The organism is Streptomyces sp. NPDC002324 (genome assembly GCF_053593335.1).
Window position 1 is genome coordinate 1 of record NZ_JBSFCF010000054.1, and the last position, 26,327, is coordinate 26,327.

29 protein-coding genes and 5 pseudogenes are annotated in these 26,327 nt (G+C 69.6%); 12 read left to right on the forward strand and 22 right to left on the reverse strand.

Annotated elements, in window-relative coordinates; translation table 11 throughout:
* The 3 genes and pseudogenes from ACWCRJ_RS40485 to ACWCRJ_RS40495 form a co-directional block, all read left to right on the forward strand.
* Positions 1-582 (forward strand): annotated as a pseudogene (locus ACWCRJ_RS40485) (hypothetical protein); the annotation flags it as partial.
* 306 nt (positions 583-888) lie between these two features.
* Positions 889-1,059 (forward strand): hypothetical protein, encoded by a 171-nt coding sequence (locus tag ACWCRJ_RS40490; RefSeq protein ID WP_450943986.1) that lies wholly within the window; start codon positions 889-891, stop codon positions 1,057-1,059.
* A gap of 15 nt (positions 1,060-1,074) precedes the next feature.
* Positions 1,075-1,656, forward strand: a pseudogene (locus ACWCRJ_RS40495) (class I SAM-dependent methyltransferase); the annotation flags it as partial.
* Positions 1,657-1,710: 54 nt separating this feature from the next.
* Here ACWCRJ_RS40495 and ACWCRJ_RS40500 read toward each other — a convergent pair.
* The 3 genes from ACWCRJ_RS40500 to ACWCRJ_RS40510 form a co-directional block, all read right to left on the reverse strand.
* Positions 1,711-2,052 (reverse strand): sigma factor-like helix-turn-helix DNA-binding protein, encoded by a 342-nt coding sequence (locus ACWCRJ_RS40500; RefSeq protein WP_450943987.1) that lies wholly within the window; start codon positions 2,050-2,052, stop codon positions 1,711-1,713.
* Positions 2,053-2,262: 210 nt separating this feature from the next.
* Positions 2,263-2,394, reverse strand: coding sequence for a hypothetical protein (locus tag ACWCRJ_RS40505; RefSeq protein WP_450943988.1), 132 nt, complete (start codon positions 2,392-2,394; stop codon positions 2,263-2,265).
* Positions 2,395-2,560: 166 nt separating this feature from the next.
* On the reverse strand, positions 2,561-3,844 hold the full coding sequence (locus ACWCRJ_RS40510) for an MFS transporter (RefSeq protein WP_450943989.1): 1,284 nt from the start codon (positions 3,842-3,844) through the stop codon (positions 2,561-2,563).
* Between the two features lie 63 nt (positions 3,845-3,907).
* On the opposite strand from ACWCRJ_RS40510, the gene ACWCRJ_RS40515 reads away from it, so the two are divergent.
* Complete coding sequence (locus tag ACWCRJ_RS40515; protein ID WP_450943990.1) at positions 3,908-4,300, forward strand: MerR family transcriptional regulator; 393 nt, start codon at positions 3,908-3,910, stop codon at positions 4,298-4,300.
* Positions 4,301-5,721: 1,421 nt separating this feature from the next.
* Positions 5,722-5,898 carry a hypothetical protein gene (locus ACWCRJ_RS40520; RefSeq protein ID WP_450943991.1) on the forward strand — a complete coding sequence of 59 codons (177 nt, stop codon included), beginning with the start codon at positions 5,722-5,724 and terminating at the stop codon, positions 5,896-5,898.
* 207 nt (positions 5,899-6,105) lie between these two features.
* Here the strand turns inward: ACWCRJ_RS40520 and ACWCRJ_RS40525 are convergent, their stop codons facing one another.
* From ACWCRJ_RS40525 to ACWCRJ_RS40555, 7 genes are all read right to left on the reverse strand, one after another.
* Positions 6,106-6,504 carry a lamin tail domain-containing protein gene (locus ACWCRJ_RS40525; protein ID WP_450944039.1) on the reverse strand — a complete coding sequence of 133 codons (399 nt, stop codon included), beginning with the start codon at positions 6,502-6,504 and terminating at the stop codon, positions 6,106-6,108.
* Entirely contained in the window at positions 6,408-6,908 is a 501-nt protein-coding gene (locus ACWCRJ_RS40530) for a glycoside hydrolase family 9 protein (RefSeq protein WP_450943992.1), read from the reverse strand. Before ACWCRJ_RS40530 ends, ACWCRJ_RS40525 begins: the two co-directional genes overlap by 97 nt.
* A complete protein-coding gene (locus tag ACWCRJ_RS40535; protein WP_450943993.1) occupies positions 6,794-8,404 on the reverse strand; it encodes a glycoside hydrolase family 9 protein in 1,611 nt (536 codons plus the stop codon). Before ACWCRJ_RS40535 ends, ACWCRJ_RS40530 begins: the two co-directional genes overlap by 115 nt.
* The gene (locus ACWCRJ_RS40540) at positions 8,401-8,529 is read right to left on the reverse strand and encodes a hypothetical protein (RefSeq protein ID WP_450943994.1); all 129 of its coding nucleotides are present in this window, start codon (positions 8,527-8,529) and stop codon (positions 8,401-8,403) included. Before ACWCRJ_RS40540 ends, ACWCRJ_RS40535 begins: the two co-directional genes overlap by 4 nt.
* 372 nt (positions 8,530-8,901) lie before the next feature.
* The gene (locus tag ACWCRJ_RS40545; protein WP_450943995.1) at positions 8,902-9,276 is read right to left on the reverse strand and encodes a hypothetical protein; all 375 of its coding nucleotides are present in this window, start codon (positions 9,274-9,276) and stop codon (positions 8,902-8,904) included.
* A 164-nt stretch (positions 9,277-9,440) separates the two neighbouring features.
* On the reverse strand, positions 9,441-9,911 hold the full coding sequence (locus ACWCRJ_RS40550; protein WP_450943996.1) for a hypothetical protein: 471 nt from the start codon (positions 9,909-9,911) through the stop codon (positions 9,441-9,443).
* A 659-nt stretch (positions 9,912-10,570) separates the two neighbouring features.
* A complete protein-coding gene (locus ACWCRJ_RS40555; RefSeq protein ID WP_450944040.1) occupies positions 10,571-11,386 on the reverse strand; it encodes an HIT family protein in 816 nt (271 codons plus the stop codon).
* A 28-nt stretch (positions 11,387-11,414) separates the two neighbouring features.
* On the opposite strand from ACWCRJ_RS40555, the gene ACWCRJ_RS40560 reads away from it, so the two are divergent.
* Both ACWCRJ_RS40560 and ACWCRJ_RS40565 read left to right on the forward strand, forming a co-directional pair.
* Positions 11,415-13,055: an NAD-dependent malic enzyme gene (locus ACWCRJ_RS40560; protein WP_450943997.1), complete on the forward strand. Its 1,641-nt coding sequence runs from the start codon at positions 11,415-11,417 to the stop codon at positions 13,053-13,055.
* Between the two features lie 402 nt (positions 13,056-13,457).
* The gene (locus ACWCRJ_RS40565) at positions 13,458-13,679 is read left to right on the forward strand and encodes a hypothetical protein (RefSeq protein ID WP_450943998.1); all 222 of its coding nucleotides are present in this window, start codon (positions 13,458-13,460) and stop codon (positions 13,677-13,679) included.
* A 22-nt stretch (positions 13,680-13,701) separates the two neighbouring features.
* Here the strand turns inward: ACWCRJ_RS40565 and ACWCRJ_RS40570 are convergent, their stop codons facing one another.
* The 6 genes from ACWCRJ_RS40570 to ACWCRJ_RS40595 form a co-directional block, all read right to left on the reverse strand.
* Positions 13,702-13,884, reverse strand: coding sequence for a hypothetical protein (locus ACWCRJ_RS40570; protein WP_450943999.1), 183 nt, complete (start codon positions 13,882-13,884; stop codon positions 13,702-13,704).
* A gap of 478 nt (positions 13,885-14,362) precedes the next feature.
* Entirely contained in the window at positions 14,363-15,088 is a 726-nt protein-coding gene (gene araD / locus ACWCRJ_RS40575) for an L-ribulose-5-phosphate 4-epimerase AraD (RefSeq protein ID WP_450944000.1), read from the reverse strand.
* A gap of 49 nt (positions 15,089-15,137) precedes the next feature.
* Positions 15,138-16,655 carry an L-arabinose isomerase gene (araA, locus tag ACWCRJ_RS40580; RefSeq protein WP_450944001.1) on the reverse strand — a complete coding sequence of 506 codons (1,518 nt, stop codon included), beginning with the start codon at positions 16,653-16,655 and terminating at the stop codon, positions 15,138-15,140.
* 64 nt (positions 16,656-16,719) lie between these two features.
* Positions 16,720-18,402 carry a ribulokinase gene (araB, locus tag ACWCRJ_RS40585; protein ID WP_450944002.1) on the reverse strand — a complete coding sequence of 561 codons (1,683 nt, stop codon included), beginning with the start codon at positions 18,400-18,402 and terminating at the stop codon, positions 16,720-16,722.
* The gene (locus tag ACWCRJ_RS40590; protein ID WP_450944003.1) at positions 18,389-19,051 is read right to left on the reverse strand and encodes a hypothetical protein; all 663 of its coding nucleotides are present in this window, start codon (positions 19,049-19,051) and stop codon (positions 18,389-18,391) included. The genes araB and ACWCRJ_RS40590 overlap by 14 nt, the downstream gene beginning before the upstream one ends.
* A gap of 118 nt (positions 19,052-19,169) precedes the next feature.
* On the reverse strand, positions 19,170-19,427 hold the full coding sequence (locus ACWCRJ_RS40595) for a hypothetical protein (protein WP_450944004.1): 258 nt from the start codon (positions 19,425-19,427) through the stop codon (positions 19,170-19,172).
* 238 nt (positions 19,428-19,665) lie between these two features.
* On the opposite strand from ACWCRJ_RS40595, the gene ACWCRJ_RS40600 reads away from it, so the two are divergent.
* Positions 19,666-19,923, forward strand: a complete 258-nt coding sequence (locus ACWCRJ_RS40600; protein ID WP_450944005.1) for an excalibur calcium-binding domain-containing protein — start codon at positions 19,666-19,668, stop codon at positions 19,921-19,923.
* Here the strand turns inward: ACWCRJ_RS40600 and ACWCRJ_RS40605 are convergent.
* Positions 19,854-20,021: pseudogene (locus ACWCRJ_RS40605) on the reverse strand (NF041680 family putative transposase); the annotation flags it as partial. The gene ACWCRJ_RS40600 and the pseudogene ACWCRJ_RS40605 sit on opposite strands and share 70 nt — an antisense overlap.
* A gap of 185 nt (positions 20,022-20,206) precedes the next feature.
* Here ACWCRJ_RS40605 and ACWCRJ_RS40610 point away from each other — a divergent pair.
* The 3 genes and pseudogenes from ACWCRJ_RS40610 to ACWCRJ_RS40620 all read left to right on the forward strand — a co-directional run.
* A complete protein-coding gene (locus ACWCRJ_RS40610; RefSeq protein ID WP_450944006.1) occupies positions 20,207-20,647 on the forward strand; it encodes an ALF repeat-containing protein in 441 nt (146 codons plus the stop codon).
* Positions 20,648-20,874: 227 nt separating this feature from the next.
* Positions 20,875-21,651: a hypothetical protein gene (locus tag ACWCRJ_RS40615; RefSeq protein ID WP_450944007.1), complete on the forward strand. Its 777-nt coding sequence runs from the start codon at positions 20,875-20,877 to the stop codon at positions 21,649-21,651.
* 235 nt (positions 21,652-21,886) lie between these two features.
* Positions 21,887-22,707 (forward strand): annotated as a pseudogene (locus tag ACWCRJ_RS40620) (IS5 family transposase); the annotation flags it as partial.
* A gap of 23 nt (positions 22,708-22,730) precedes the next feature.
* Here ACWCRJ_RS40620 and ACWCRJ_RS40625 read toward each other — a convergent pair.
* The 5 genes and pseudogenes from ACWCRJ_RS40625 to ACWCRJ_RS40645 form a co-directional block, all read right to left on the reverse strand.
* A complete protein-coding gene (locus ACWCRJ_RS40625; RefSeq protein WP_450944041.1) occupies positions 22,731-23,075 on the reverse strand; it encodes a DUF2750 domain-containing protein in 345 nt (114 codons plus the stop codon).
* Between the two features lie 364 nt (positions 23,076-23,439).
* Positions 23,440-23,850, reverse strand: coding sequence for a (R)-mandelonitrile lyase (locus ACWCRJ_RS40630; protein WP_450944008.1), 411 nt, complete (start codon positions 23,848-23,850; stop codon positions 23,440-23,442).
* A gap of 30 nt (positions 23,851-23,880) precedes the next feature.
* Positions 23,881-24,357, reverse strand: coding sequence for an SDR family NAD(P)-dependent oxidoreductase (locus tag ACWCRJ_RS40635; protein ID WP_450944009.1), 477 nt, complete (start codon positions 24,355-24,357; stop codon positions 23,881-23,883).
* 209 nt (positions 24,358-24,566) lie between these two features.
* A pseudogene (locus ACWCRJ_RS40640) lies at positions 24,567-24,719 on the reverse strand (SDR family NAD(P)-dependent oxidoreductase); the annotation flags it as partial.
* A 28-nt stretch (positions 24,720-24,747) separates the two neighbouring features.
* Positions 24,748-25,071 (reverse strand): carboxymuconolactone decarboxylase family protein, encoded by a 324-nt coding sequence (locus ACWCRJ_RS40645; protein WP_450944010.1) that lies wholly within the window; start codon positions 25,069-25,071, stop codon positions 24,748-24,750.
* Positions 25,072-25,284: 213 nt separating this feature from the next.
* Between ACWCRJ_RS40645 and ACWCRJ_RS40650 the strand changes: the two genes are divergently transcribed.
* The gene (locus tag ACWCRJ_RS40650) at positions 25,285-26,178 is read left to right on the forward strand and encodes a helix-turn-helix transcriptional regulator (RefSeq protein WP_450944011.1); all 894 of its coding nucleotides are present in this window, start codon (positions 25,285-25,287) and stop codon (positions 26,176-26,178) included.
* The last annotated feature ends 149 nt before the right edge of the window (positions 26,179-26,327 follow it).

A 26,327-nucleotide genomic window follows, 5' to 3' on the forward strand; every position in this document is an offset into this window, starting at 1 on the left:
CGCCCTCCCGGACGCGCTCGATGCCGGCCCGGGCCGCCGGGCGGCCCGGCCGAACGCACCCGTGTGCGGGAGATGCTCACCTATCTGGCAGCGGCGCACCCCCAGTTCACCTCCCCCGCCGCCCACCTCCTCGCCCTGCAGTGCGCCCTGTGCTCCGACACCCACGGCTGCGTACAGCTTTTCGGCGGCCTGCTGCGCGGCATGCGGCTGCCCGGCCGCAGCGAGCTGTGGGAGGAACTGGAACACACGCCGGCTACGCCGCACAGCCGGCACATACCGCGTACGCAGGCGCATCTGCTGGATGCGGCAGTCCTCTCCCAGCAACCGGGCAACCGAACCCGGGCCCGCGCCGCACACTGGACCTTGAACCCCACTCCCCTGGCACCGCCGACCCGACGGCCTGCAGCTTTGCAGCTGGCCGCACTGACCCTTGCCTCGCACACCTCGGGGGGCGTCGGCAATACCGACATCAATGTGCTCGCCCGCCTGTGCGGACACTCACCCCACCAGGCCGCCGGACTCCTCGACCGGCTGACGGAACACGCACTGACCATCTGGCATCACAACCGCGAAACTGACTAGGTCTCCTGGCACCTGCCTCAAGAGCACGCCACAGCACGGGCCAGCGAGCCTCGGCCACTGACTGCAGTGCATAAACGCCTGAAGCGTTTGACCAGGCGCGGAATCCTGGCCGAAACCGAGCAGGGACTGTTCACCAGGCCACGACCGCAATCGCCCGGAGCTCGGCCCTGACCTGCACGCCAATCCCATGACAGAGCCAGATACCAGGCAAGACTTCGCATACCGCCCTCTGAGACATCAGCTCGCGTCCGTGCCCCCAGAAAAAAGTCGAACACCGCAGGGTCCGCTCGTGTCAGGATGCTGGTCATGTCTGGTCGCGCGCTGAGTTTCGGAGTGGTGGCGGAAGCATACGAACGGTTCCGGCCGGGGTATCCCGTGGAACTGTTCGACATGGTGATGGCCTATGCGGGCCACCCGGTTCGGACCGCCCTCGAGATCGGCGCCGGGACAGGCAAGGCAACCCGCCTGTTCGCTTAACGAGGGGTCAAGGTCACCGCGACTGATCCTGACGGGGCCATGCTCGCCGAACTGCGTAAGCACGTGCCGACGAGCGTCAGAACGGTGCCAGCCGCGTTCGAGGACTTGCGACCGGGCGAACGGTATGGACTGGTCTATGCGGCAGCAGCGCTGCATTGGACGAACCCGGAGGGCCGGTGGTCGCGCGTGGCCGCGCTGGTGGAACCGGGTGGCGTATTCGCCTCATGCGGCGGGCCATTTCAACTGGCTGACCCGGCTGTGGAGGAAGCTGTCCGCGCGGCGCGAGCACCATTCTTGGAGAGTGACGAGATTCCGTCGCCTGACGGGACGCCTCCGGATCATGAGATGCAGTGGCCGGGTACGGAGCTGCAACAGTCTGAGTGGTTCACCAGCGTTCAGCAGTCCGTTATCGAACGGCGCGTGACGATGAGCGCTCGCGACTACGTTGGTCATCTCTCCACCATCTCGGCTTATCTCGTCTTGCCGGCCGCGGAGCGAGAGCAGGTATTCAGCCGGATCATGCAGGTACTGCCGGACAGAGTCGAGATGGCCGCCGACATCACCGTCCATCTCGCGCGTCGGCGCCACGAAGATTGATCACGACACCTCACCAGGGCAGCCCGCCGGCCCCAGGCTGGTTCCGAGCCACCTTCACTCGCGTGTGGCGTGTGCTCGGTCGAGCGGGATGACGACGGCTGAGCGTTGGGCGATCTGCTCGCGGAGGGCCCTGTGGAGCTGCACCGCGAACGCCGCTCTGCCACGGCCCATGACGCGGGCCGCGACCGCCGCGTCGAGCCCGTGCCACGACACAAGCAGCAACGCTTCGCGATCGCTGTCCGAGAGGGATTTCAACGCCGCAAGGGCATCCACACGGGCCAGGACGGCTTCCTCGGCGGAGGAGTGCCGGACGGGCGCGGAACGGTCGGCTGCCTCTTCGACCCGCAGAATAAGCTGCTCCGCGCGCCCGTCGGCCCGCCGAGGGTTCGCGGCCACTTTCCGGGCTATCCCGTACGGCCATGGAAGAGCCTCACCGCGGCGGTCGCTCCAGTGGCGGCGACGATGGTGAAGACCTCTGCCGCCGCGTCCTCGGCGGCCTCCGGACGCATCCGGCGCATTAGGAACCGCTGCACGGGTCGTACGACTCGCGACAGTCCTTCTCGAAAGTGTCCCACCCGTCCAAATCCCCACCCGGCTCACTCTCACTCACTTGGCGGCATGGGCGCGGTGCAGCCAGGCGTCCAGACCGCGCCGCAGCGACATGTATGTCGCCGCCGACACCGCGGCGTTCGGCGTCTCGTCGACGAAAGTGCCCTGCCCGGGGCGCCCGGTGACCAACTCCTGCTATTCAAACTGGCGGTAGGAACCCCAGCACCATGGCTTGTCGCGGCAGTTCGCCGCCCGGGGCCGGGTGCCGCGCCGCGCCGACGGGGGCCGGTGCGGCAATCAGATGGAGCGAGGGTGGGTCGCACACGGCCGAGGGTCGGGGCCGGTGGGTCACGATTCACCCGACGTCGACACGCTCGGCCGGGATGTGCGAGGGCTGCTGCCGTCGTCGATGATTTCCGTAGAGCTTCAGGACAACGATGCTGGCGGGGACTGTGAGGATCATCAGCGCGCCGCAGCCGACGAGGACGGCGGGGGCGCTGGTCCGGTCGAGGAGGAAGCCCCCGAGCGCTGCTCCGAGGGGGGAGGCTGTCAGGAGTACGGCGCTGCGTGCAGCCAGAACCGTGGTGAGCAAGTCGGCAGGTGCGCGGTCCTGGATCAAGGTGAAGGAGAGTGCGGAGTAGGGGCCGTAGAGGAGTCCGGCGAAAGCGAAGCCGATCAGGGAAGGGAGGGCGGTGTGCGATATGGCGAAGGGGAGCAGGCCGACGCCGTGACCCGCGATGATGCCGAGCGTGGCTGGCCACAGGGGAAGCCGTCTGGCCACGCCCAGCGTGAGAGCGCCGATGACGGCTCCGATTCCGAAGGCGGCCCAGTAGGCACCGAGCAGCCCCGCGCCGGCATCGAGGTCGGCGGAGACGAACAAGGGAAGGGCGACTTCGACGGGGCCAAAGACGAGGTTGAACACCCAGGTCACGACGAACAGGCCGAGGAGTTCCGGCTGGCGCCGCAGAATACTCAGCCCCTGCCGTGTACCGCCGGCCACCTGCCCTGATTCCGGTGAACAGGGCAGGGTGATGTGGCCGGTCTGGAAGGCGAGCACGGCGAACGTGGCAGCGTCCATGCCGATGATCCATACCGGGGACACCACTCCGACGAGCAGGCCCGCAAGAGCCGGGCCCGCGATCGTCGCGCTCCACAGACTGGTGCTGAGCACACTGTTGGCCGCCAGACGCTGGTCGACGGAGAGCAGAGGAGCGAACAGGGCATGCTTGCCGGCTTTGCCCCAGGCGTGAAGCAGCGAGGAGGCGCCCAGGAGCCCGACGTACACCGCCGGTGTTAGCACTCCCACCACGTGCGCGACCGGAACCGCCCCCAGCAGCACGGCCCGTAGCGCGGAGTCGGTGACCAGGAGCCGCTGCGCGGGAAGCCGCCGCATCCATCGGCCCAGAACCAGTGCGCCCAGGGCGCCGGGCAGGACGTAGGCGGCGACTGCCACGCCAGCCAGCGCACCCTGGCCGCCGTCGGGCCCCAGAGCGAACGCGAGCCACGCGATGGCGACCACGGTCATGCCGTCGCCCAGGTCGGACAACGCGAAGACGGGCATCAGCCGCCGAAAGGTACGGTCGGCGAACAGGGAGCGGTAGGGGCCGGGCGTCAGGCGTCCCGGTGCTGCTGAGAACATGCAGGTCACAGTCGTCCTTCAAGCACGCTTGAAGTCAAGGCCGGAACGGGAAAGGGGGCGGGCATGCGATATCTGCCCATCAGCGAGATCGCGGACAAAGCCCGCGTGCGCGCTTCAGCACTGCGCTACTGGGAGGAGCGCGGTCTGCTGCCCGGCGCGCGTCGCGAAGGCGGACGCCGAGTGTGGCCCGCCACCACTGTCCGCCGGGTCGCCCTGATCAAGATGGCACAGCGAGCCGGGTTCACCCTCGCCGAGATCACGCAACTGCTGGCCGGCGACGCCACGCCATCCGCTACCCGCCAGTGGCGGGACATGGCCACGCGCAAGTTGCCCGAACTCGACCAGCACATTGCACAAACCCAGGCCCTGCGCAAGGCAGTAGCGGACTGCCTGGAGTGCGGCTGCATGAACTTCGATCAGTGCGTACTACTCGGCACCACAGACGCGACACCCTGACCGCAGGCGGTGGTGTCGACCGCCGCCGCCGTACTCACCGGCACCCCACCCGCGAGCCGCACTTCGTCGGATCCCAAGGGCCGCGAGGTAGCTGCGCAGCTGTCCTTGGTCAGTGCGAGCGTGTCATCTGGCTCTGTACGCGAGAAAGGGTCCTGGCTCTCTTTTCACACGCGGTCACGGTTAGTAATCAGCGGGTGCTTCGATTCGACGATGACGGCCGCCTGCAGTGCACCGGGCGCACCACCACCCTCGCCCGGGCGGCGAGCAGCACGGTCGCCGGGCTGCTCGCTCCGTCGCGGCGTGGTCATCCGTGGACGGGCTGGTCGTTCCGCCCGGGTGGGGCAGCCAGGACAGGCTGGTCGTCGCGTTGGTGGAACCGGAGCTGGTTGTGGAAGTCGACGTCGACTTCGCCCGTGATGCCTCCGGCCGGTGGCGACATCCCGCACGACTGGCGCCGTGCTCGGCCCGACCTCTCCCCCGCAGACGCCCCCCCACCTGACGTCACCGCCGCGCTGACGGCGGCCGGGCGCGGGGGCCCCGGCGACGCGCACGGCTGAGCGCGCCCCGATCCCCGGCTGCGTCCGCGCCGCCCGTCCCGCCCTCCCTCTCCTCAACTCCAGCCAGGGGCATGGGCAAAAGCGGCCGCAACGGGGATGTCAGCACCCCAACCACGCTCGTACACCAGGTGGTGACCCGGGCGAATTACAGGACGCTGCAAAGGCCCGCGCAACACCTACCGCAACACCTGGGGCAGCCTCACGGCGCAACACCTAGCGCGACCTGACGCGGTCCCGCACTCCTGGGCACCCCGGGCGCTCCTCACGCAGCCCGCGCTACTCCCCGAACGCGGGCCAGCCGCCGCAACTCGACGCGCGCCGCCGGCACCGAGGGGCGCTCTTGAAGTACGGGTGCCATGTCAGGCGTACGAGCAGGATCAGCGGGCGGCGACGGCCTTCTGCAACACGCTTTATGTGGGGCGGATGCGGTCAGCGACGGCCGCGGAATTTGCCCAGTAGGCTCTTACCCTGGCTCCGGCGACGGGGGTCGGCAGCGGCCCGCCGCGCCTGCTCGACCGTACGACTCGACCGTACGACGCCCTTGGGGGCTCCTTGCGAACTGCTTGATACGTTCCATCATGCGTGGCATGCGGCTCCATCCCCTCGGTACCAGAGAGTGCCTTCCTCTGCTCGACTACCCGTTGTGGGACGACTCAGCCCTCCCAGCCGCTGGAATGTGCGGCTCGTGCACGGACAGCGGGGTGGGCGGCGTAGGTGTTCACCGAGGCCGCAACTCAGTTGGGAGGACAGCCAGCATCCGCGCACGGCCTGGCGCGCGAGGCAGGCACCCTGCACCCGTATCACCCCTCGCCACGTGTCCAATGGGGGCTGGCATCAGTTCGCCGTCACCTGGAGACTTTGCGGGTGTGGCACACGCTATGGCTGACCCGCATCAATGCGAAGATCGCCGCCGCGCAGCAGCGGCAAGCGGAAGCGGAGCGCGGCCGGCTCCACCGTCCCGAGCCCCCGCAGTGGACGGTGGAGCTGGGCATCGGCACCGGTCGCCCACCCGTCCAGATTCACACCGGTGACTGCCCGTGACCAGGCCGAAGCTGATCGCGCCGGACCAGATAGTTCGGGGCACCGCACACCTCCACCATCGTGAGCCCCGAGCACGAGGCGCCCCCAGCACAGAGGAAGCCGCCGAACGTGAAGCGGCGCGCGACCGCACCACCGGGTCGCGCGCCGCCGACATGTCACGCCAGGAGCGATCCCCCCAAGGCATGGCCCTGCTGGAGGGCTTGTGGGTCAGCGGCGGAAGTCGCCGTGGGGGTGACGGTTGCGGCCCCAGGACTCGTCGTCGACGAAACGGCCGTGGTCGTTGCGCAAGGTGGCGGTGTCGCGGTCGTTGTTCCACACGGAGGCGCGGCGGTCCTGGTAGAGGTCGGTGCGGGTGTCATGGCCCTCACCGGTGTGGATGCGGACCGTGGCGCGGCTGGCCAGACGGTAGTGCTCGAACGTGTAGGTGTGGCCGGACTCGTCCTCGAGGGTCCAGTCGTCGAGGTTCACGCTCTGGCGGGTGGTGTTGGTCAGCTCCGCCCACTCCTTGTTCAGCGAGCGGTTGGAGCGGTCGTCACGGCCCGGGGAGTCGTACTGGACGGCGGAAACTCCACTTGTTCGCTGCCGTCCGGTGCGGTCAGCGCGAATGCCAGCAGCGCCGTCGTGGTGAAGTCCAGTGCGGGCTCCACTGTCTGCCAGGCGCCCACGTCGTCGACGTACCGTGCGCCCTTGCCGTCGAAGTCGGTCCACGCTCCGGTCGGCGGGGCGGCGCTGCACTTCTTCATGGTCGGGAAGCCGTTCAACTCCTTGAGTCTCGCCGCGGCGTTGGGGCCGTTGACCACGGCGCCCCGCAGGATGGCACCCTTTCCGTCCCGGCTGCCTCGGAGGTTGGCGAGCTGGTGTTCCGGGCAGTGCGGGTAGACCTCACCGACACCGATCACGAAGCTGGTTCCCCAGGCGTTGGCGCCGAGGGCCCAGCCTCGCTGCCGGCCGGCGAAGGCCGCGTAGCGGGTGTCTCCGGTGGCCTTGGTGTAAAGGCGGGCGGTGGCCACCAGCCCGAAGGTGTGCGGTACGGCTTCGAAGTCGTCGTAGCGGCGCCGGCTCCGAACGGGTCGTGACCGGCGCGGGCGACACCGTCGTCCAACTGGCGGCGCAGGTCCGCGTAGAGCTCCTCGGCCCCGATGCCGTTGGTCCGGGTGCCGTCAAGGACCGTGGCCAGGTCGGCGTGGGCCAGGGCGCTGACGTCCGCGACGTTGAGAGTGCCCTTGACGTCGGAGTCCAGATAGTCCCCGGCCCATCCGGCCGCCGCGTCGGCCCAGTCGCTCTCCCGGTCGTCCCCGAGTTGCCGTGCGGCCAGGGCCAGTTCCGCGCCGCCGAATTCCATGTCGTCCTGCCATGAGTCCTCGGGATAGAAGGCGCCCGGGAACGCGGTCACGAGCTGCTCGTCGGGGTCGTGGCCGGTGTCGGCCAGGTCGTAGACGGCGGCCGCCTTGTCCAGCCAGTCCTGGGCCTCCTCCGGCTGCGTGGCGGCGGCGCGCTGTGCGGCAAGAGCGAAGACCGCGGCCACCCGCCCCGCCAGATTGGGACTGATCGCCTCGCCCGGTGCGGCCGCGCGGAAGACCGGCCGGTGCTTGATGGTGTACTCGGGGTCACCGGGTGACACGTCGAGCCGGTCGTCGGCCTCCGGCAGCCGCCACACGTCGTGATCCGTCAGTACGGCGTCATTGCCCGCGCCGATACCCACCTGTGCGTAGAGGGTCTCGCTGTCCTCGTCCCACATCTTGTCCAGCCAGGCCAGCCCGTGCGAGGCCTCGGCGGACAATTCCGCCATGCCCGGCAAGTCACGCTGGGCCAGCAGAAGTGCGGCGACCGAGTAGGAGGTGGTGCCGGTGAACTTGAGAAAGTCCCCCGCGTCGAACCAGCCGCCTGAGACGTCGACCCGGTCACCGGTCGGGGTCAGCCGCTCGTCTAGCAGCTCGTTGCCCTCCTCGTCGTAGTCCGGGTCGACGTGCACGGCCGCGTCCTGGTCTGCCAGATGCGAAGGGCCGTGCCGCAGGGCGCCGGAAAGCACGTCGGCTCCGTCGCGCTGTGCTTGCAGGAAGCGGACGTTGTCCCGGACGAGCCGGGGCATCAGATCGCGGGCGTCGGCGATCCGGAATGCGGGCGAGCGGCCGACCGCGGTGCCGGTCAGGACGATGCGGTAGGTGCCGGGGGTGTCGAGCATGGAGAGGTCGACGGTGCGCACCGAGGGGTACTTGGCGTTCCAGCGGCCGGTGGAGGCACCGAGCCGCCCCGCCGTGACGACGTCGTTCTCGGCGTCGACGACCTTGAAGCGCGCTCCGGCGAGGGCCGACGAGGGCCCCATGACGTAGGCCTGCTTCGCCTCACCTCGTACATAGCCCGCCTGGTCGACCCGGATAGCCACCTCGCTCGACGCACGCACGGTCTCGCCGCCGCAGGGCAGGCCGTGCAGGATCGCGGCGAGGACCAGAGCGCCGAGCCCCGCGGCGGTGCCGAGTAACAGCCGGGACTTGCGCGAAGTGTTCATGCGCCCCCCTTGAGATCCGCGACGGCCGCGGTCCGCGCGGGGTCCGGGGCGAAGCCCGCGCCACGCAGCTGAGCAGCGACGAGCATCCCCGGCTCGGGTTCGTCCTCCAAGATCAGTACGTGCATGGTCCAGAGCCTAGACGGCGCGGGTGTGGCTTTCCTCTGTGTTAAGACTCGCCCGGCCACCGACGGTCGCGTCGTACCGGAGAAGGCGCCGCCGGTGCATGCGGGCCTGGAGTTCCGCTGACTGGGCGGGCCTGGAGTTCCGCTGGCTGGGCGGCTATCCGTATGCGCGGCGGCGGGGGCGGCGAAGGTGTCCCCCACCGCCATGAAACGGTCTTTACCGAAACGGTCTTTACCGGCGGTGGACGTCCAAGCGGCGGGCAGTTTCGCTTGTAGTACGCCGCGAGCGGGCCGCCGCCGTCGGCGCAGGGAACGGCACGGGACGGCTGATTCGGCGGCCCCGGTCGGGAATGCTTGCCCATGGTCTTGATGGTCTCAAGCCGCAACGGACGTCGGCCGTGCTGCCGCGACATCCGCCGCGCGGGTGGGGACCTCGTCCACCGCAGTAGCGCGGTATGGGCGGACGGCATCCAGCAGGGCGTTGAACCGGGATGCCGCCAGGGTGGAGTCGACCCGGCCGGCATCGTCCAACGCCGGTTGGGCTTCTGCGGCGGCCTGCTCAGACTCGCCCTCGTTGAACAGGGCGGCGGTCAGCCCGGTCAGTCCATGACGCGTACCCGGTCGAACCCCTGGCTTCCTCTGTTCAAGGGCGTCAGTAAAAGTGCGTGCTGGCGGCCTGGTTGCGTCGTGCTCGGCGGCGTCGAGGTAGCTCACCCACTGCGGGATGTCGTCGCCCAGGCTGTCGGCCACCAGCTCGTCGACGGCACCGAGGTGCTCTCGGCCTGGCGCTCACCGCCGAGGGCCGCGTGGACCCGCCCGGTCGGGGAGGCGACCGGCGCCCTGGTCGCGGGCAGGCTGACCATCGCTGCGGCAACGCGGCAAGCCGTGCGAGCGGCGAGCGCTGCGACGCCTGGTCAGGCAGGGGCGAACGCCTCCTCGGGGGCGTCGTCGAGGACGAATCCGTTGTCGAGCCGGACGCGGACCGTGACGCGGAGCCTCCGTCGCTGGTAGGCGGCCCAGTGCTCTTCCAAGGCCCCCACCTGCTCCTTGAGTTGCTTTCTGCTCTCCGGCGGCATCTGGTGGCCGAAGTCGTCGAGGAGCGACTTGAGGCGCAGGTACTCATCGACCTCGTGGCTGTGCCGGCGGTGATGCTCCTCCACATGCTCGACAGCGCCCTCGATGCCTGCCGCAAGGGCCACAGACGCGGCGAAGGCACCCGTCTCCTCCGAAGACTCCTCGACTGCGGTCACCGACCCGGCCAACCGCAGGTCCGCCGCCAGCCGCACCCGTTGACCCACGTTCAGCGTCATCGATCCTTCGTCTTCCTCGTCGGTGCGATCCGATAGATGTGGCGCCGCCAGGCGTACCGGAGAGGAGAGGATCATCCCATCCCACCCTCGCCTCTGGTCCCGACACGATCGAGACTCCTCGCCGACCATCGCCTGCACACCGCGCGACAGGCAGACAGGAGCCGAGACGGTCTGCTGAACCTGTCGGGAGCAGCGTGGGGAGCGTCGAAGGAGGCTGGGCGGTGCAGGTGCCCGTGCGCCGAGCCGCCGAGCGCGACGGGGACACCGTGGGCCGCCCCGGCTCTGCGTCCCCGCGACGCTTCAAGCGTTCCGGCCGCGTAGCAGTGGCACTGATCCGCTACGCACCCCCTTCGCAGCCGACGGCGCGCAGCTGTACGAGTTGCATCAGCACCGATCGTGCCGGACACACGGTGCACGGGCTCGGTGTCGGGCGATGGGCCGCGTGGCAGCTGTCACACGCCCTCGCCCGTTTCAGCGTCGCGTCAGGATCAGGTGTTCCGACCGGTGAAGCCGGCGTCGCCCTGGCTGGTCCCTCGGTCCACCGACCAGACTTCCGGCCCGCCCGTGAATCGATGAATTCGACCCAGCCTCGGGCAACGATCAGCACGCGCACGGTAACGATCTTCGGCAAGTCGAGAAGGCGCAGGCCATACCCACTCGTGAACACCCCTGTGCCGCCAGCAGCTCGCTTCGGTCATCAAGGCAATGGCCGTTCGCTACGGAGCCTTCGAATCTCACCGTGCGTGGTCTCCGGTCGTCGGGCGAGGTCGCTGTTCTCGGCGCGTACCTGCTTGATCCGTGCGAGCGCGCCCTCCAGCCGACGCTGGACGGATGCGACCGACGCGGGCTGAGCGCCGGTCCGCTCGGTGGCGGGCTGGCGATTCCGCAGCTGCCGGATGGCTGTGCCGAGGTCTGGCTGGGTGTAAATCCACGATGAACCGCCCCGCGTTGCCGGCAGACCGGCCGTCAGTGCGGTGAGGGCGGGGCGCGCAGCGCCGCGCGGATCCGTGAGGCGTCCTCGTCGAGCATCGACCGGTCGCGATCCTGCCAGGCAACCTCCAGACGGAAGCCGTCGTGGACCGTGCGGGGAACACGTGGAGGTGCAGGTGAAGACTGTCCGGGAGGCGTCGGCGCCGTCCGCAAGGAAGATGTTGACGCCGTCGCATCGAAGCGCCGAGCGGTGCAGCGCGCGAGCGAGACGACGGGCGCCGGAAAACGTGGGCGCCCAGCGGTTCCCCCACGTCTTCCAGCGAAGCCGCATGGACCTTGGGGATGACCCGCATGTCTCCCGGTCCGAGCGGGTGGATCTCCACGAAGGCCAGCGAGACAGTGTCTTCGTACACCACGCTCGCTTCGGCCTGACCGGACACTATGTCGCAGAAGAGACACTCGCCGGCAGGGGCTTGCGCGCACATGCCTTCATCGTGGCGGCGGTCCCCTTCCGGCGCCACGCCTGGCGGGCAGAGCAGGCCCGCCGACGCGGCGGGGATGTCGTCGGACGTCGGCTGGACGAAGTGATGACCGATACTTGCCGATGGTTTTGCGTCCATGCGCACGCAGCAGGGGAAGACGGCTCACATGACAGTGAACGAATTTCCGCGCGGCGCGGCCCTGCTCGCAGATTCCCTGCGTAACAAAGGCACCGCTTTCAGCCTCCGGGAGCGGGCCGACCATGGTCTGGACGGGCTGCTTCCGGCCGCCGTGGAGACGCTCGACGAACAGGCCGACCGCGCGTACGAGGCGTTCCGCGGCTACGACAAGCCGCTGAACCGGCACGTCTATCTGCGCCAGTTGCAGGACACCAACGAAATCCTCTTCCACCGCCTGGTCACCCGGCACCTGGAGGAGATGCTGCCCGTCGTCTACACGCCGACCGTCGGCGAGGCGTGCCGGCGCTTCAGCGAGATCTACCGCCGCCCGCGCGGGCTGTTCCTGTCCTACGAGGACCGGCACCGCTTCCGGGAGATCCTGCGCAACCGCCCGCACCCGGACGTGGACGTCATCGTCGTCACCGACGGGCAGCGCATCCTGGGTCTGGGCGACCAGGGCGTCGGCGGCATGGGCATCCCGATCGGCAAGCTCAGCCTCTACACCGCCATCGGCGGCATCCACCCGGCCCGTACGCTGCCGATCCTGCTGGACGCCGGTACCGACAACGAGGAGCTGCTGGCCGACCCGCACTACCTGGGCCGCCGGGAGCGTCGTGTCACGGGCCCCGCGTACGACGAGCTGGTGGAGTCGCTGGTGGCGGCGGTGGAGGCAGAACTGCCCGGCACGCTGCTGCAGTGGGAGGACTTCGCGACCGCCCACGCCCGCCCTATCCTCACCCGCTACCAGGACCGGCTGCTGACCTTCAACGACGACATCCAGGGCACGGCAGCCGTCGCCCTCGGGGCGCTGACCACGGCCACCACGGTCGCGGGCACCCGCCTGACCGACCAGCGGATCGTGATCCTCGGAGCCGGTTCCGCGGCGGTCGGGGTGGCCGACATGATCCGAACGGCGATGACGGACGAGGGCCTGTCGTCGGACGAGGCCCGCTCACGCTTCTGGTTCGTGGACGTCGACGGGCTGCTGACCTCCTCACGCGACGGGCTCAGTGAGGAACAGCGCGTCTACGCCCGCGACGACGAGCAGGAGTCGTACGGACTCGCCGAGGTGGTCCGGCGGGCGGAGCCGACCGTGTTGATCGGCCTGTCCACCGCGAAGAACGCCTTCACCGAGGACATCGTCCGGCAGATGGCGTCCGCCTGCGAGCGGCCGGTGATCTTCCCGCTGTCCAACCCGACCTCGCACGCCGAGGCCGACCCGGCCGACCTCGCCCGCTGGACGGACGGCAAGGTCCTGGTCGCCACCGGCTCGCCGTTCCCGCCCCTGAAGACCGCCGGCCGCGAGGTGCCGGTGGCGCAGGCGAACAACGTGTACGTCTTCCCGGCCATCGGCCTTGCCGTGACCGCAGCCCGGGCGACCCGGGTCACCGACCGGATGATGGTCGCCGCCGCCCGCGCCGTGGGCCGGTGTGCCGCACGGTCCGCGACGGACGACGCCGTCCCCGCGCCGCTGCTGCCACCGCTGCGGGAGATGCGTGACGCGGCCCGGGAGATCGCCGTGGCCGCGGGGATGGCCGCCGTCGAAGACGGCGTCGCCCCGCACGCGACCGAGGACGAGCTGCGGGCAGCGGTCGAACGTGCCCAGTGGACCCCGCAGTACGAGCGCTGACCCATGCCGAATCGTCTCCAGATCGGCGGGAGATCCCACGCATCCCCGCCAGTGAAAGACCACGGCCAGCGGGACGATGCGGCACGTGAAGCGGAGCCCCTTGTCCTCGTTGCCACTCCCGGCGTGGGCGGGAGCGGCTCGGAGTCGGGCCGACGTGTGGCGGCCGACTCTCAAGGTAGCGGCTGGACACCAGGCAGGGCGGGAGATCTCCCCACCGCTTCCTGCCGGAACACCCAGGAGATCAAAACGGAGAGCGAGAAACGTCCCCGAGCATCTCGCTTTTCGCTATCGGAATTGGGACGTCGTTCGTCACGCGATTGGGAGTCGCACGCTCGCGCGAGTAGTCGATGTCCCGAGAACGGGAGGCGGTTCAGGCGGCCACGGCCGGAATGTTGGCCGGCGATGCAGCGAATCAGGCAGCGGGCAGCCACCCGCTGCCTGGCCTGGCCTTCTCGCCCGGCCTGTTGCCAGACCTCTCACTCCACGGCGGCGGGCACCGCCTCCGCCGCGGTCGCCACCGGCGCCAAGCTGGACGGGGCCGACCTCATCGAGACCGGCCGCCGTCGGGGTTGGGGCGGCGGTTCCAAGGACACTCGCTGGCCGGGGGAGCACGCTCAGCAGTGACTGCGACTACCGATGGTCACCGTCAGCCCTCGTCCTCGTACTGGGCGGGGCTCACTGTCCAGCCGCCGAGGCCACCCCCAAGGATGCCCGACGAGCCGCTGCTGCCGCCGCCAAGAAGGCCGCCGAGCAGGCCGCCGCCGTTACCGCCGTTACCGCCGCCGAGCAGGCCGCCAAGGGCCGTTGCTGCCGCGGCCGTTGCCGACACCGTCGGAAGGGGCGCCGATGTGGGCACCAGGGTTGGGGGTGCTGCGGCTGTCTATGCACCGTTCTGGGACTCGCTGGTGTTCGACGGGATCGACGACGTGGATGTCGAGATGGTGACGGCCGCTTTCGGCACCGTCGGGGTGTGGCGAGAGGCCGCGCAACCGGGGCTGTGTGTCCGGACTACGGTCGCTTCTCGGACCCGAGCCCACGACCGTTACCAGCGCAGGCTGAAAGACCTTCCGCTTGTTCGCGTACGCGCCGAAGATGCGGATCGTGCCCTCGCGCCACTGCTTGGCTCTGCGGGCCCTCCAGAAGCCCTTCACCTGAGCATCTTCGCCAACCACCACAGGCATAGCTTGGTGCGATCGGATCAGCACGATGCGCTCGACTGGGCCCATCCCCCGCCACACCGACGCCCGCCAGCTCCGAAAACGCGAGGACGGACGACGTTCGCCGGCGTGCGGGGACGGCCTCTGCGCTCATCCGGCCGGTGCGGGAGCGGGGTTGCCGTAGTAGGCGTCGGGGCCGTGTTTGCGGGTGTAGTGGCGGTTGAGGAGGTGCGGGGGTGGCGGGGCGGTCGGAGACAGGGCCAGGGTGTGGAGGGCGATGTCGGCGACGGCCTCGCAGATGATGGCGTGTTCGAGGGACTTGCGGGCGGTGGAGCCCCAGGTGAACGGGCCGTGGCCCGCGACCATGGCCGCCGGTACCTCCGTGGCCTTCTGGTCGTCCTCCTTAAGCATGTCCACGATCACGCGGCCGGTGTTGTACTCGTAGTCCTTCGCGCACTGCTCGGCGGTGAGGTCGGGGGTGCAGGGGATGGGGCCGTTGAAGGTGTCGGCGTGGGTGGTCCCCAGCACCGGTATCTCCAGGCGGGCCTGGGCGAAGGCGACGGCGTGGGTGGAGTGGGTGTGGGTGACGCCGCCGATGGAGGGGAAAGCCAGGTAGAGGCAGCGGTGGGTCTCGGTGTCGGTGGAGGGGCGCAGGTCTCCGTCGACCACCTCGCCGTCGGAGAGGCGGACGGTCACCAGGTGGTCGAGGGCGAGATCCTCGTAGGGCACGCCGGAGGGCTTGATGACGAAGACGCCTGCCTCACGGTCGACGCCGCTCACATTGCCCCAGGTCAGCGTCGCCAGGCCGACCTGGGGGATGGCCAGGTTCGCGTTCAGCACCTCTTGGCGCAGGCCGTCGCGGACTCGTACGGTCATCGGTCGTCGTCTCCTTGGATACGGATCCGGTTCTTGGGCTGCACCGCTGTCACAGGGCTTGGGCGAGGCGGTGGTAGGCGGCGTTCCAGCGGACTTCCTTGGCGAACTGCTCGATGCTGGTGGTCTCGTCGATGGTGAGCAGCTCGACGCCGGTCATGGCGGCGTAGTCGGTGAGTGTCTCGATGTCGACGGCCGAGCTGAGCACGGTGTGGTGCGGGGCGCCGGCGAGAAGCCAGCTCTCGGCGGACTCCGCGAGAGAGGGGCGGGGCTTCCACACGGCGCGGGCCACCGGCAGGCGGTGCAGCGGCTCGCTGGGGCTGATGACATCCACGGCGTTGGCGGTCAGCCGGAACCGGTCGCCGAGGTCGGAGAGGCCGACGACGACCGCGTTTCCGGGCGCCGCGTCGAAGACCAGACGGACGGGGTCCTCGCGGCCGCCGATGGACAGGGGATGGATCTCGCAGCGGGGGCGGGCGGATGCGATGGAGGGGCAGACCTCCAGCATGTGGGCGCCGAGGACGCGTGGGGTGCCGGGGCCGAGGTGGTAGGTGTAGTCCTCCATGAAGGAAGTGCCGCCGGGCAGCCCGGCGCCCATGACCTTCATCGTGCGCAGCAGGGCCGAGGTCTTCCAGTCGCCCTCGCCGCCGAAGCCGTAGCCGTCGGCCATCAGCCGCTGGACTGCGAGGCCGGGCAGTTGGCGCAGGCCGCCGAGATCCTCGAAGTTCGTGGTGAAGGCGGTGAAGCCGCCCTCGGAGAGGAAGGTCCGCAGGCCGACCTCGATACGGGCCGCGTAGAGCAGGGAGTCGTGGCGGATGCCGCCGGGGCGCAGCGCCGCGACCACGTCGTACGACTCGACGTACTCCTCCGCGAGTTCGGCCGCCACCTTGTCCTCGACCTCGTCCACGACGGCGACGAGATCGTTGACGGCGTAGGTGTTCACGGAGAAGCCGAACCGCAGCTGGGCCTCCACCTTGTCGCCCTCGGTGACGGCGACGTCGCGCATGTTGTCGCCGAAGCGGGCGAGGCGCAGGCTGCGCGAGGTGTGGCGGCCGACGGCGGCGCGGGCCCAGGCCGAGACGCGTCGGATGACTCGTGGGTCGGTGGCGTGCCCGGCGACGATCTTGCGGTCGATGCCCACACGGGACTCGATGTGGCCGAACTCGCGGTCGCCGTGGGCGGCCTGGTTGAGGTTCATGAAGTCCATGTCGATGCTCGGCCAGGGCAGCGACAGGTTGTACTGGGTGTGCAGGTGCAGCAGCGGCCGGTCCAGGACGCTGAGTCCGGCGATCCACATCTTGGCGGGTGAGAAGGTGTGCATCCACGCGATCACGCCCACGCAGGTGTCGGAGGCGCTCGCCTCCTGGCAGATCCGCCGGATCGACTCGGCGTTGGTGAGGACCGGCTTCCACACGATCCTGACCGGCAGCTTGCCGGGGCGGCCGAGGGTCTCGGAGATGCTCCGGGACTGGTCGGCCACCTGACGCAGGACGTCGTCGCCGTACAGGCCCTGGCTTCCGGTGAGGAACCAGATCTCGTGCTCGAGGTAGGGGGTGGTGCTGGTGTTCATGAGGGTTTTCCTTTCAGGGTGACGACCACCGATGAGGCGGGGGCCGTCGGGCACAGGGAGTCGCTCAGGCGGACGCCTCGGCGCGGATCCGGCGCAGACGGTGCATGACCTCGTTGGCGCCGCGCCCGAAGTAGTCGTGCAGGAGCTGGTATTCGGCGAACAGCCGGTCGTAGGCCGCGGCCCGCTCCGGGTCGGGCTGGTAGACGCCCGCACGCGCCTTGCCCATGGCCCGGGCGGCGGCCCGGATGTCCGGGTACGCCCCCGCCGCGACCGCCGCGTGCATCGCCGAGCCGAGAGCGGGTCCCTGGGCGGAGTCGATCACGCCGAGGGGCCGGCGGGTGACGTCGGCGTAGATCTGCATGAGCAGCGCGTTCTTCGTCAGGCCGCCCGCGATGATCAGTTCGTGGACCGGCACGCCGGCGGTCTCGAATGTCTCGATGATGGTGCGGGTGCCGAAGGCGGTGGCTTCCAGCAGCGCCCGGTAGACGTCCTCGGGGCGGGTGGACAGGGTCAGGCCCACCAGGACTCCGCTGAGGTCGTGGTCGACCAGGACGCTGCGGTTGCCGCTCTGCCAGTCCAGAGCGATCAGTCCGTGCTGGCCGATCTCCTGTTCGGCCGCGAGTGCCGTCAGGTGTTCGTGTGCGTTCCGTCCGAGCGCGGCGGCCTCCTTGGCGTACGACTCGGGGAAGCCGGTGCGGATGAACCAGCCGAAGATGTCGCCGACGCCGCTCTGCCCGGCCTCGTAGCCCCACAGGCCGGGCAGGATGCCGCCGTCGACGACGCCGCACATCCCCGGGACCTCGGCCCACTGGTCGGAGCTCATGACGTGGCAGGTCGAGGTACCCATGATGGCCACCATCCGGCCCGGTTCGACGGCCGTGGCGGCGGGCGCCGTCACATGGGCGTCGACGTTGCCGACGCAGACCGCGATGCCTTCGGGAAGACCCGTCCACGCGGCGGCCTCGGCCGTCAACGTGCCTGCCAGGTCGCCCAGTTGACCGATGGGGTGGTCCAGCTTGGTGGTCACGAAGTCGGCGAAGCCGGGATTGAGCGCGGCGAGGTACTCGGGGGAAGGGTAGGTGCCGTCCTGGTACTGGCCCTTGTAACCGGCGGTGCAGGCGTTGCGGACGTAGGTGCCGGACAGCCGCCACACGATCCAGTCGGCGGCCTCGATCCAGCGGTCGGTCAGCTCGTAGAGCTCCGGGTCCTCCTCCAGCAGTTGCAGTGCCTTGGCGAACTCCCACTCCGAGGAGATCTTCCCGCCGTACCGCTTCAGCCACGGCTCCTTGCGCTCTGCGGCCAGGTCGGTGATCCGGTCGGCCTGGGCCTGCGCCGCGTGGTGGCGCCACAGCTTGACGTAGGCGTGCGGGCGGCCGGTGAGGTGCGGCAGTTCGCACAGCGGGGTGCCGTCGGTGAGCACCGGCACCATCGTGCAGGCGGTGAAGTCCGTACCGATCCCGATGACCTGCTCCGGCCGCACACCCGCCCGGGCCAGCGCCTGCGGTACGGCGATACGCAGGACGTCGATGTAGTCCGAGGGCACCTGCAGGGCCCAGTCGGGCGGCAGCGGGGTCCCGTCGGGCAGTTCCCGGTCGAGGACGGCGTGGGTGTAGGGGTGGTCGGCGGCAGCGAGTTCGGTGCCGTCGGACACGCGAACCACGACGGCCCGTCCGGACAGCGTCCCGTAGTCGACTCCGATGACGTAGGTGTCGGACTGCGGCTGTTCGGCGTGTTCAGCGTTCACCATCTGCCGTCCCTTCTGTTCGATATTTCGTACGTTGTTCGAGTTGACGGACAAGGCGAAAAGTGAGATCCGGGAAGCCGGGAAGCCGGCCTGGGTCCGTGCCAGACCCAGGCCGTCGGTGAGTCAGCCGTTGAGCGGCGCGACGGTCACCTTGTCGATGTCGGGCGCGAAGGCGGAGGAGTTGCTCAAGGTTGTGGTTGCCGGACCCGGAGACCAGGTTGTTGGCGTAGCGCACGTTCATCACGTAGCGCCCGGCCGCAGAGGCGTGCACCTGGAAGGTGAGGGTGTCGCCCGAGCCGTTGCCGATGCCGCCGACGCACTTGCCGCCGGAGGCCCAGGTGTTGTCGGCGACAGCCGCGGCTCCGGCGCGGGTGGCGGCCTCGGCCTGGTAGGTCGTGGCGCCCGTGGTGTCGACGCCGCTGATGGCGCTCGCGGTGGAGGCGCAGTCGGCGTGCACGATGCAGGAGCCGTCGGCCGGGGCGAACACGTCGATGGCGGCCTTGTCACCGGAGTCCAGGACCAGGGCACCCGCGCCTCGGGTAGCGAGGCTCTGGGATGCGAAGAGCGGGCCGACAACCGTAGATATCGCCGGTCTCCTGCCGGAGGCTTCGCCAGAGCGCGGAACGGTGGACCAGTGGCGGGTGCGGAACACGTGATACCTCCTTCGACGGCCATCGGTCCGATATTTCGAACAACGTGCGGTACTGCGAACTGCGAACTAGATCGAAAGATAGGTTTCAGCCAAGAGCACGTCAATGGAACTGGCCGATTCAGTTCCGATTCGCGGTGATCGAGTTCATGCCGCTCATGATGCTGTCCGGCACCTTGACGCAGGTGCCGGACCCGTTGAACGTGAGTCCCTCACCGTTGCCCGACCAGCCCGCGGTGCCGTTACGATCGACGGTGACACCCTTGAGGTGCGCGGAGGCGTCGAGGTCCTGCCGCAGGACACCGTGGCCCGGGTGCGGCTTCTGGAGATCGACACTCTGGAGCGCAGTGCCTGTTTCGCCGACGACGCCACTGCTCACACGACCACGCTCCTGCCGCCGGGCAGCCGCACCCGCGCCGAACGGGACGTCGACCTCACCGATCGCTATGACCGGTACCTGTTGTACGTGTTGAAGGAGCAGGGCCGCAGGGCACCCTCGTCAACCAGTCCCTTGTCCGCAGCGGTCACGCCGAGGCGGTCCTCTTCCCGCCCAACGACAAGTACTGGCCCAGGATCTCTGACGCCGAGGACGCCGTCCGGCAGGCGGAAGCCGGCCTGTGGACCGCCTGCCCCGAGCGGCCGGAAACCTCCATCGCTCCGACGGGGCGGAGCCGCCTGACTCGCCCGCCCCGGACACCCCGGCAAGCCCAGACCTCCCGGAGGGACCTCCCGCCGGTGTCCCCGATGTGGTCTGCTCGGACCTGTCCGGGCCCGTCTGGGTCGGCCCCGATGTCCCGCACCGCCTTGACCGGGACGGAGACGGCATCGGCTGCGAGGCCGTCTCGGGGCGTTTGACGGTCCTGCCGACGTCGTAGCGGGGTGCCCGGTGTTTGTTCTTGGCGCCGGGTGGCCGTCCAGGGCCGACGCCTGTGGGTTCGGGAACACGGCTCGGGCAGGCGAGGCGAGCGCGGATGGGCACGGCCTGGCCCTGCTCTTCATGCCGCCACGCATGAAACACCGGCCACGTCCGCGGCGGCAGTGCCCTGCGACCGCAGCGGGGCAACCGCCACTGTCAGACCCAGGTGGCAGCATCACCGAAGTGAACGTTCCAAGGCGTCCTCAACTCACCTCCATAGCAAACGAAGAGGAGCATTCCCCTTGCGACTGCATCGCGTAGCGCCCGGCATTGCCGCGGGCGTCCTCGCCCCGGCCCTCCTGCTCGCCACCCCGTCCTTCGCCGCCACGGCGGCACCGACCGCGGTGACGGTGCCCACGGTGTCCTCGGCCGCGGACGAGCCGGACGCCGACGACCTGAGGGTGGCCATAGTCCGGATCCTCGCCGACCCGGACAGCGGCCGGCGTGTGACACGAGAAGCCGACGCCCTCCTGGACGCCAACGACCCCGAGGCGATGCGCGCCTGGCTGGAGACCGGCTACCGCATCGCCCAGGCCGAGGACGACCGCGTCGCCATCGCCCGCATCCTCGCCGACCCGTCCATCAGCCCGGCCCTGCGCGCGGCAGCCAACGCCGCCCTCGACGACAACACACCCGAAGCACTGCGCCACTTCCTGGAAGTCGGCAGGTACCAGGTCACCTGACCGGCACGGCGCCGCACCACAGCGCGTCGCCCGGGAGGCACCCCCTGCCGCACGCCCGGTCGCCGGAACGCCGAGAATTCGGGCGGGGCCGCCTGTACCTCTGTGTGCCGGCGGCCCCGCCCGGCAGACCCTGTGCCGGCTCGGCGCCCTCCGCAGAGCTCTGTGGTCTCGCCGCCCGGTGCGGCGTGGGCCACTGACACCTCCAACAGCAGAAAGCATATTCTTCGATGACCACACAACGCCTACGCACCGAGCGCAGCGGTCCGCAGACCGCTGCCGTCGTGACCGACCTGCCGTTCAAGCCTCAACTCGTCAAAGCGGTGTTCAGGGACGTGACCTCGTTGCACGTCTCCCGGCCGGCCGCGTGGGCCGCCGCGTCGGTGACGCGGACCGTGCTGACGGAGATCATCGACGGCGCAAGAAGGGCGGCGGCCGAGGAGGCCAGGACGAAACTATTTCCCAGGGACCTCATCTCGGCGATCGACCGGAACGTCGAGGTGGAGGTGGGATCGGCGTGGTACCTGCACAGCCCGACCTTCCACGGCCTGATGGGCGAGGTGCGCAACGCCGATGGTGCGCTCGTGTCTCTTCGTGAGCGCCGCGGGGCGCGTACACCGAGTGGTGTGGCTGGCGCCCACCGGTTCGAGGCCGGGGTGAGAAGGCTGCTGGGGAGCCGGGGGATGAGGGCTGTCCCGGCGATGGTCCGCGACCTGGACGGAATCGCGAGCGTGTTCCTGACGGCCCTGGCCCGGGACGCGGCCAAGGTCGTCCGCGAGGGCGGGGTCAAGCGGTTCGGGACGGTCAGTCTGGTGGTGCCGGGCGAGCCAGCCCCGGCCCAGCTGCTCAAGGACCCCCTCCTCGCCCTGTCCACCCGCCGCGGGGACGGGCGGACTGTTGGCGGGGACGACGTCCTGGCCGCCGTCACGATGCAGCTGTTCGGCGATCTCAGACAACGCGCCATCACCGAGGCGGCCGAGATGACACGGAACACGTCGGCCAACTGATCGGGCCCGCCCCTGCGCTCTGCCCACTGCCCACTGCCCACTGCCCACGGTTCACACGTGTGCGCGGCTCCCGGAGTCTGCCGCCCGCATTCGGCTCCGGTCGGCTCGCGAGAACGGGCTCGTCGCATGGGCGCGGACCGCCGGCCGCAGGCACCCCACGGGGAAGACCTCCCTTAGAACCCCTTAGAACTCCTAAGTAAATGATCTTCGAGGTGGTTGGATCAGTCCGGGACTGATGATCCGGGGGTGTGGGGTGGCTCGACCGAAGCCGTGGGAGATCGACGACGAGTTGTGGGCGGTGGTCGCGCCGCTGTTGCCCAAGGTCGAGCGTCGGACCCGGCACCCGGGGCGCAAGCGGCATCCGGAACGGCTGGTGTTCCAGGGAACACTGTTCGTGCTGCACACCGGGATCGCCTGGGAACATCTGCCGCAGGAACTCGGCTTCGGCTCGGGCATGACCTGCTGGCGCCGACTGGCCGAGTGGACCGAGGCCGGTATTTGGCCCCGGCTGCACGAGGTTCTCCTCGCCAGGCTCCGCAGCGCGAACGCCCTGGACTTCTCCCGGGCGGCCGTCGACGGCTCCCGCATCCGGGCGTTAAAGGGGGGCCCAAGACGGAACGAAGTCCTGTCGACCGGGGCAGGACGGGCAGCAAGCATCACCTGATCACCGATGCCACCGGCATTCCGCTCGCCGCCACCTTGACCGGGGGCAACCGCAACGACGTCACCCAGCTGATCCCACTCCTGCAGGCCGTGCCGCCGGTGCGGGGCAAGCGGGGCCGGCCCCGGCGCCGCCCCGAAGTGGTGCTGTGTGACCGCGGCTACGACCACGACAAGTACCGCCGGCTTGTCCGGGGCCTCGGCGTGAAGCCGCTGATCGCCCGCCGCGGAGCCGAGCACGGTTCCGGCCTGGGCACCCAGCGCTGGGGCGTGGAACGCGCGTTCGCCCACCTGCACTGGTTCCGCCGCCTGCGGATCCGCTGGGAGATACGCGACGACATCCACGAAGCCTTCTTCACCCTCGGATGCGCACTCATCTGCTGGCGGCGACTGCGCGCTCTGACGAGCGATGCCCTGGGCTACTCAGCCGCCGCCAGTCGGTTGAGGACTTCCATGGGGGTGAAGTCCCAACCGACCAGGCGCGGCCCGCTCCAGTTGATGCCGATCTTGTATCCCTCTCGGTCGGCATCGGGCAGATCGCGATCGCGCCAGGTGTCCAAGGGCATGGATTCAACGCGTAGCCCATGCCCCCAGATCTTCGCTGCCCTCTGGGCGCGGGCCGAGGTCGACCAGAAGGGAAGACTTCGCGTGCCGTCCGCAGAGAGGGGAGCAGGGCTTCCGTCGTCATCCCGGACAAGCCAGACCAGTCTGCTTTGGCGGACGTCTCGGAAAAATGCTGCCGCTTGCGAACCGCTCTGACTCATGGCCACCGAGCCTAGCGTTGTTCTCCGCCACTCTTTTCGTTAGGAGTTCTTGGTCCGCTACTGGCGTCGATTCCGTGTGAGGGCTCGGGACCGCGACGGTTCCCGAGCCACCGCGCACGGGGTCTCCGCCCCCGCGCTGTCCATGCCCGATCGGTCACAGCGACACGGGAACGGCCCGTCCGAACGACCTGTGCATGGGCGCGCAGCAGCGCGCCGCCGGCGGGGGCGCAGTAGCCGCGACCGCGGCGTGACGTTCGGGCCGGGGCCTGGCAGAAGACGTGGTGGCCGGGATGCTCAGGCGCCCCGGCCACCAAGGGCGCAGTCTTCGCCCGGTAGCGTCGGCGGCACTGCGGAGCGGTGGGGTTCAGGCGCTGACGGCCAGGGCCTTGGCGTACTGCTCATCGGTGACCGGCTCCAGCCAGGTGGTGCCGTCGCTGTTTCCGTCGCCGACGACGATGGCGAGGTGGGCCATGAGGTTCGTGTCCGTGGCGCCGTGCCAGTGCTCTTCGCCTGCCGGGCACTTGAGGGTCTCACCGGCGGTCATGCGGACCACCTGGCCGTCGCGGGTGCCGACCAGGCCGACGCCGTCGGTGACGTAGAGGGTCTGGCCGTTGGCGTGGGAGTGCCAGTTGGTGCGGGCTCCGGGGGTGAAGCGCACCAGGCCGACGGCCAGGCATGCGGGCTCGGCGGGGGCCTCGATGAGGTTGAGGTAGACATCGCCGGTGAAGCGCTCGGCCGGGGCCTTCATCGTGGGGGTGTCGGTGACGTGTTCCATGAGTGTTCCTCTGTAGTCGTGGGCGGGTGGTCAGGCGTCGTCGTGGGCCAGGCCGGAGCCCAGTGCGCGGGAGGCGTCGACCTGTGCGAGAAGTTCCCTGGCCTTGGCCTCGACGGCCTGCAGACAGTCGTCGCCGGCGACGAACCGCTGCGGGGGCGCTTGCAGGTCGGCGACCTTGGGCGTGGCGTCGGCGAGCTTGGCGGGGTCGCCGCTCTGTGTGCCGTTCATGGATGCCCAGACCTTCTTGGTCTCGGCGGTGCGCTCGGCGTAGTCGTCGATGGAGCCTTCGGCGTAGGTGGTGGAGGCGTCCACGAGGAGTTCGGTGCGGAAGAATCCCGGCTCGACGATGGTGGTGTGGATGTTGAACGGAGCCATGTCGTGGTGCGGGCATTCCATGCAGCCCTCGACGCCCAACTTGGCGGCCGAGTAGGCGACGCAGAAGTCGATGCCGACCGCCCCGGCGAGGGAGGAGAGGGTGAGGACGTGTCCGGGGCGCTCGGCCCGCATGACGGGCAGCACGGCGCGGGTGGACGTTCATCGGGCCGAACAGGTTCGTCTCGATCTGGGCGCGGATCTGCGTGTCGGAGAGCTCCTCGAAGAACCCGGCGTAGAAGCTGGCGGCGTTGTTGACCGCGACGTCGATCCGGCCGAAGGTCGACGGCAGCCTGGGCGGCAGTGGTGGCGGCGGCCGGGTCGGTGATGTCCAGGGCGAGGGTCAGGAGGCCCGCCTGCTCGCCGCCGAGGGCGTCAAGGACGCGCTCGGGGCGGCGGCCGGTGGCCACGACCCGGTGCCCGGCGGCCAGGGCCTGGCGGGCGATTTCGGTGCCGAGTCCGCGCCCGGCGCCGGTGATGAACAAGACCTTGCTCATGAGGCGGAGCTCCGTACGCGGTGGGGGGTCAGGCGGCGTTGCGGTCGTCGGCGATCTTCTTGAGCTGGGTGATCGCGGTCATGGCGTTGGGCCAGCCCGCGTAGAACGCCAGGTGGGTGATCGCCTCGGACAGCTCCTCCAACGTGAGCCCGTTGTCCAGGGCCGCACCGAGGTGGTAGCCGAGCTGCTCGCTGCGGTAGAGGGCGGACAGTACGCTCACCGTGACCAGGCTGCGGTCACGCGGAGAGAGGCCAGGACGCTCCCAGACGTCGCCGAACAGGACGTTGTTGGTGACCTCGACGAGCTTGGGCGCGATCTCGGCGAGCTCCGGGGGCGCGGACTGCTTCGGCATACGAACATCTCCTTGATCGAAACGGACGGGCCGGTCACCTGAGGTACGGGCGACCCTCTGCCGGCGCCACGGCCTGCTTCCCGGCCTGTTCCGGGAGCCGCAACCACTGACGACATCCAAGAAACCGCAGATCAAAGAGGCGTGGAAGGGACTGTTGTTACGGGTACTGACAGGCCCCCCCACAACTGCACTGTCCGGCTTAGCGTGGAAGGCATGAGCACCGAGAGCGACATCCGCGAGTTCTTGGCCTCCCGGCGGGCCAAGATCACCCCTCAGCAGGCCGGGCTGCCCGCCTACGGCAGCAACCGCCGAGTGAAGGGCCTGCGCCGCGAGGAAGTCGCCATGCTCGCCGGCGTCAGCGTCGACTACTACGTTCGCCTGGAGCGCGGTCACATCGCCGGCGCCTCGGAAGAAGTCCTCGACGCTGTCGCGAACGCCCTCCAGCTTGACGAGGCCGAACGCGCCCACCTCTACGACCTGGCCCGCGCCGCCGCCAAACGCCCCGTCCGCCGCAAGCGCGCCCGCGGCCCGCTCCCCGACAGCGTCCTGCGCGTGCTGCACTCCATGACCGACTCTCCGGCCTTCATCCGCAACGGCCGCCTCGACATCCTCGCCACGAACCCCCTCGGCCGCGCCCTGTACTCACCCCTGTTCCCCGACCTGGCCACCGGACAGGTGAACATCGCCCGCTTCCAGTTCTTCGACCCGGCCGCCCGCGACTTCTTCCCCGACTGGGAGCAGGCTTTGAACACCACCGTGTCCCTGCTGCGCACCGAGGCCGGGCGCGCCCCGCACGACAGCGAGCTGACCCAACTGATCGGCGAGCTCGTCACCCGCAGCGAGGAGTTCCGCACCGCCTGGGCCAAGCACAACGTGCGCCTGCACCACACCGGACGCAAGCCCTTCCGTCACCCCGCCGTCGGTGTGATCACCCTCGACTTCGACGCCATGGAACTGCCCGCCCAGCCCGGTCTCACCCTCACCGCCTACAGCGCCGTTCCCGGCACCCCCGACTACGACGCCCTGCAACTTCTTGCTGCTTGGGCCGCCACCGAGAACGCCTCCCCTACCAGCAGCTCCGCTCCCACCGACCAGCAGAAGCAGTGAACACCGCTCCGCGGCCCGGAAACACCTGACTGTTCTCACAGACGACGACCCTGCCCCGGAGCAAGATCAAGAATGGTCGGCGGAAGCGGCCCGGACTGCGGATTCAGATGTCGTTCGCTCATTGGTTGTGGCAGTACCCGGACCACGCC

Excerpts from the sequence above, each read along its gene's own strand:
- ACWCRJ_RS40490 (WP_450943986.1), top strand. The coding sequence starts at position 889 with ATGTCTGGTCGCGCGCTGAGTTTCGGAGTGGTGGCGGAAGCATACGAA.
- ACWCRJ_RS40510 (WP_450943989.1), bottom strand. The coding sequence starts at position 3,844 with ATGTTCTCAGCAGCACCGGGACGCCTGACGCCCGGCCCCTACCGCTCC.
- ACWCRJ_RS40515 (WP_450943990.1), top strand. The coding sequence starts at position 3,908 with ATGCGATATCTGCCCATCAGCGAGATCGCGGACAAAGCCCGCGTGCGC.
- ACWCRJ_RS40535 (WP_450943993.1), bottom strand. The coding sequence starts at position 8,404 with ATGAACACTTCGCGCAAGTCCCGGCTGTTACTCGGCACCGCCGCGGGG.
- ACWCRJ_RS40540 (WP_450943994.1), bottom strand. The coding sequence starts at position 8,529 with ATGCACGTACTGATCTTGGAGGACGAACCCGAGCCGGGGATGCTCGTC.
- ACWCRJ_RS40550 (WP_450943996.1), bottom strand. The coding sequence starts at position 9,911 with ATGATCCTCTCCTCTCCGGTACGCCTGGCGGCGCCACATCTATCGGAT.
- ACWCRJ_RS40555 (WP_450944040.1), bottom strand. The coding sequence starts at position 11,386 with ATGGACGCAAAACCATCGGCAAGTATCGGTCATCACTTCGTCCAGCCG.
- ACWCRJ_RS40560 (WP_450943997.1), top strand. The coding sequence starts at position 11,415 with ATGACAGTGAACGAATTTCCGCGCGGCGCGGCCCTGCTCGCAGATTCC.
- ACWCRJ_RS40565 (WP_450943998.1), top strand. The coding sequence starts at position 13,458 with ATGCAGCGAATCAGGCAGCGGGCAGCCACCCGCTGCCTGGCCTGGCCT.
- araD (WP_450944000.1), bottom strand. The coding sequence starts at position 15,088 with ATGACCGTACGAGTCCGCGACGGCCTGCGCCAAGAGGTGCTGAACGCG.
- araA (WP_450944001.1), bottom strand. The coding sequence starts at position 16,655 with ATGAACACCAGCACCACCCCCTACCTCGAGCACGAGATCTGGTTCCTC.
- araB (WP_450944002.1), bottom strand. The coding sequence starts at position 18,402 with ATGGTGAACGCTGAACACGCCGAACAGCCGCAGTCCGACACCTACGTC.
- ACWCRJ_RS40615 (WP_450944007.1), top strand. The coding sequence starts at position 20,875 with ATGACCACACAACGCCTACGCACCGAGCGCAGCGGTCCGCAGACCGCT.
- ACWCRJ_RS40625 (WP_450944041.1), bottom strand. The coding sequence starts at position 23,075 with ATGAGTCAGAGCGGTTCGCAAGCGGCAGCATTTTTCCGAGACGTCCGC.
- ACWCRJ_RS40630 (WP_450944008.1), bottom strand. The coding sequence starts at position 23,850 with ATGGAACACGTCACCGACACCCCCACGATGAAGGCCCCGGCCGAGCGC.
- ACWCRJ_RS40635 (WP_450944009.1), bottom strand. The coding sequence starts at position 24,357 with ATGCGGGCCGAGCGCCCCGGACACGTCCTCACCCTCTCCTCCCTCGCC.
- ACWCRJ_RS40645 (WP_450944010.1), bottom strand. The coding sequence starts at position 25,071 with ATGCCGAAGCAGTCCGCGCCCCCGGAGCTCGCCGAGATCGCGCCCAAG.
- ACWCRJ_RS40650 (WP_450944011.1), top strand. The coding sequence starts at position 25,285 with ATGAGCACCGAGAGCGACATCCGCGAGTTCTTGGCCTCCCGGCGGGCC.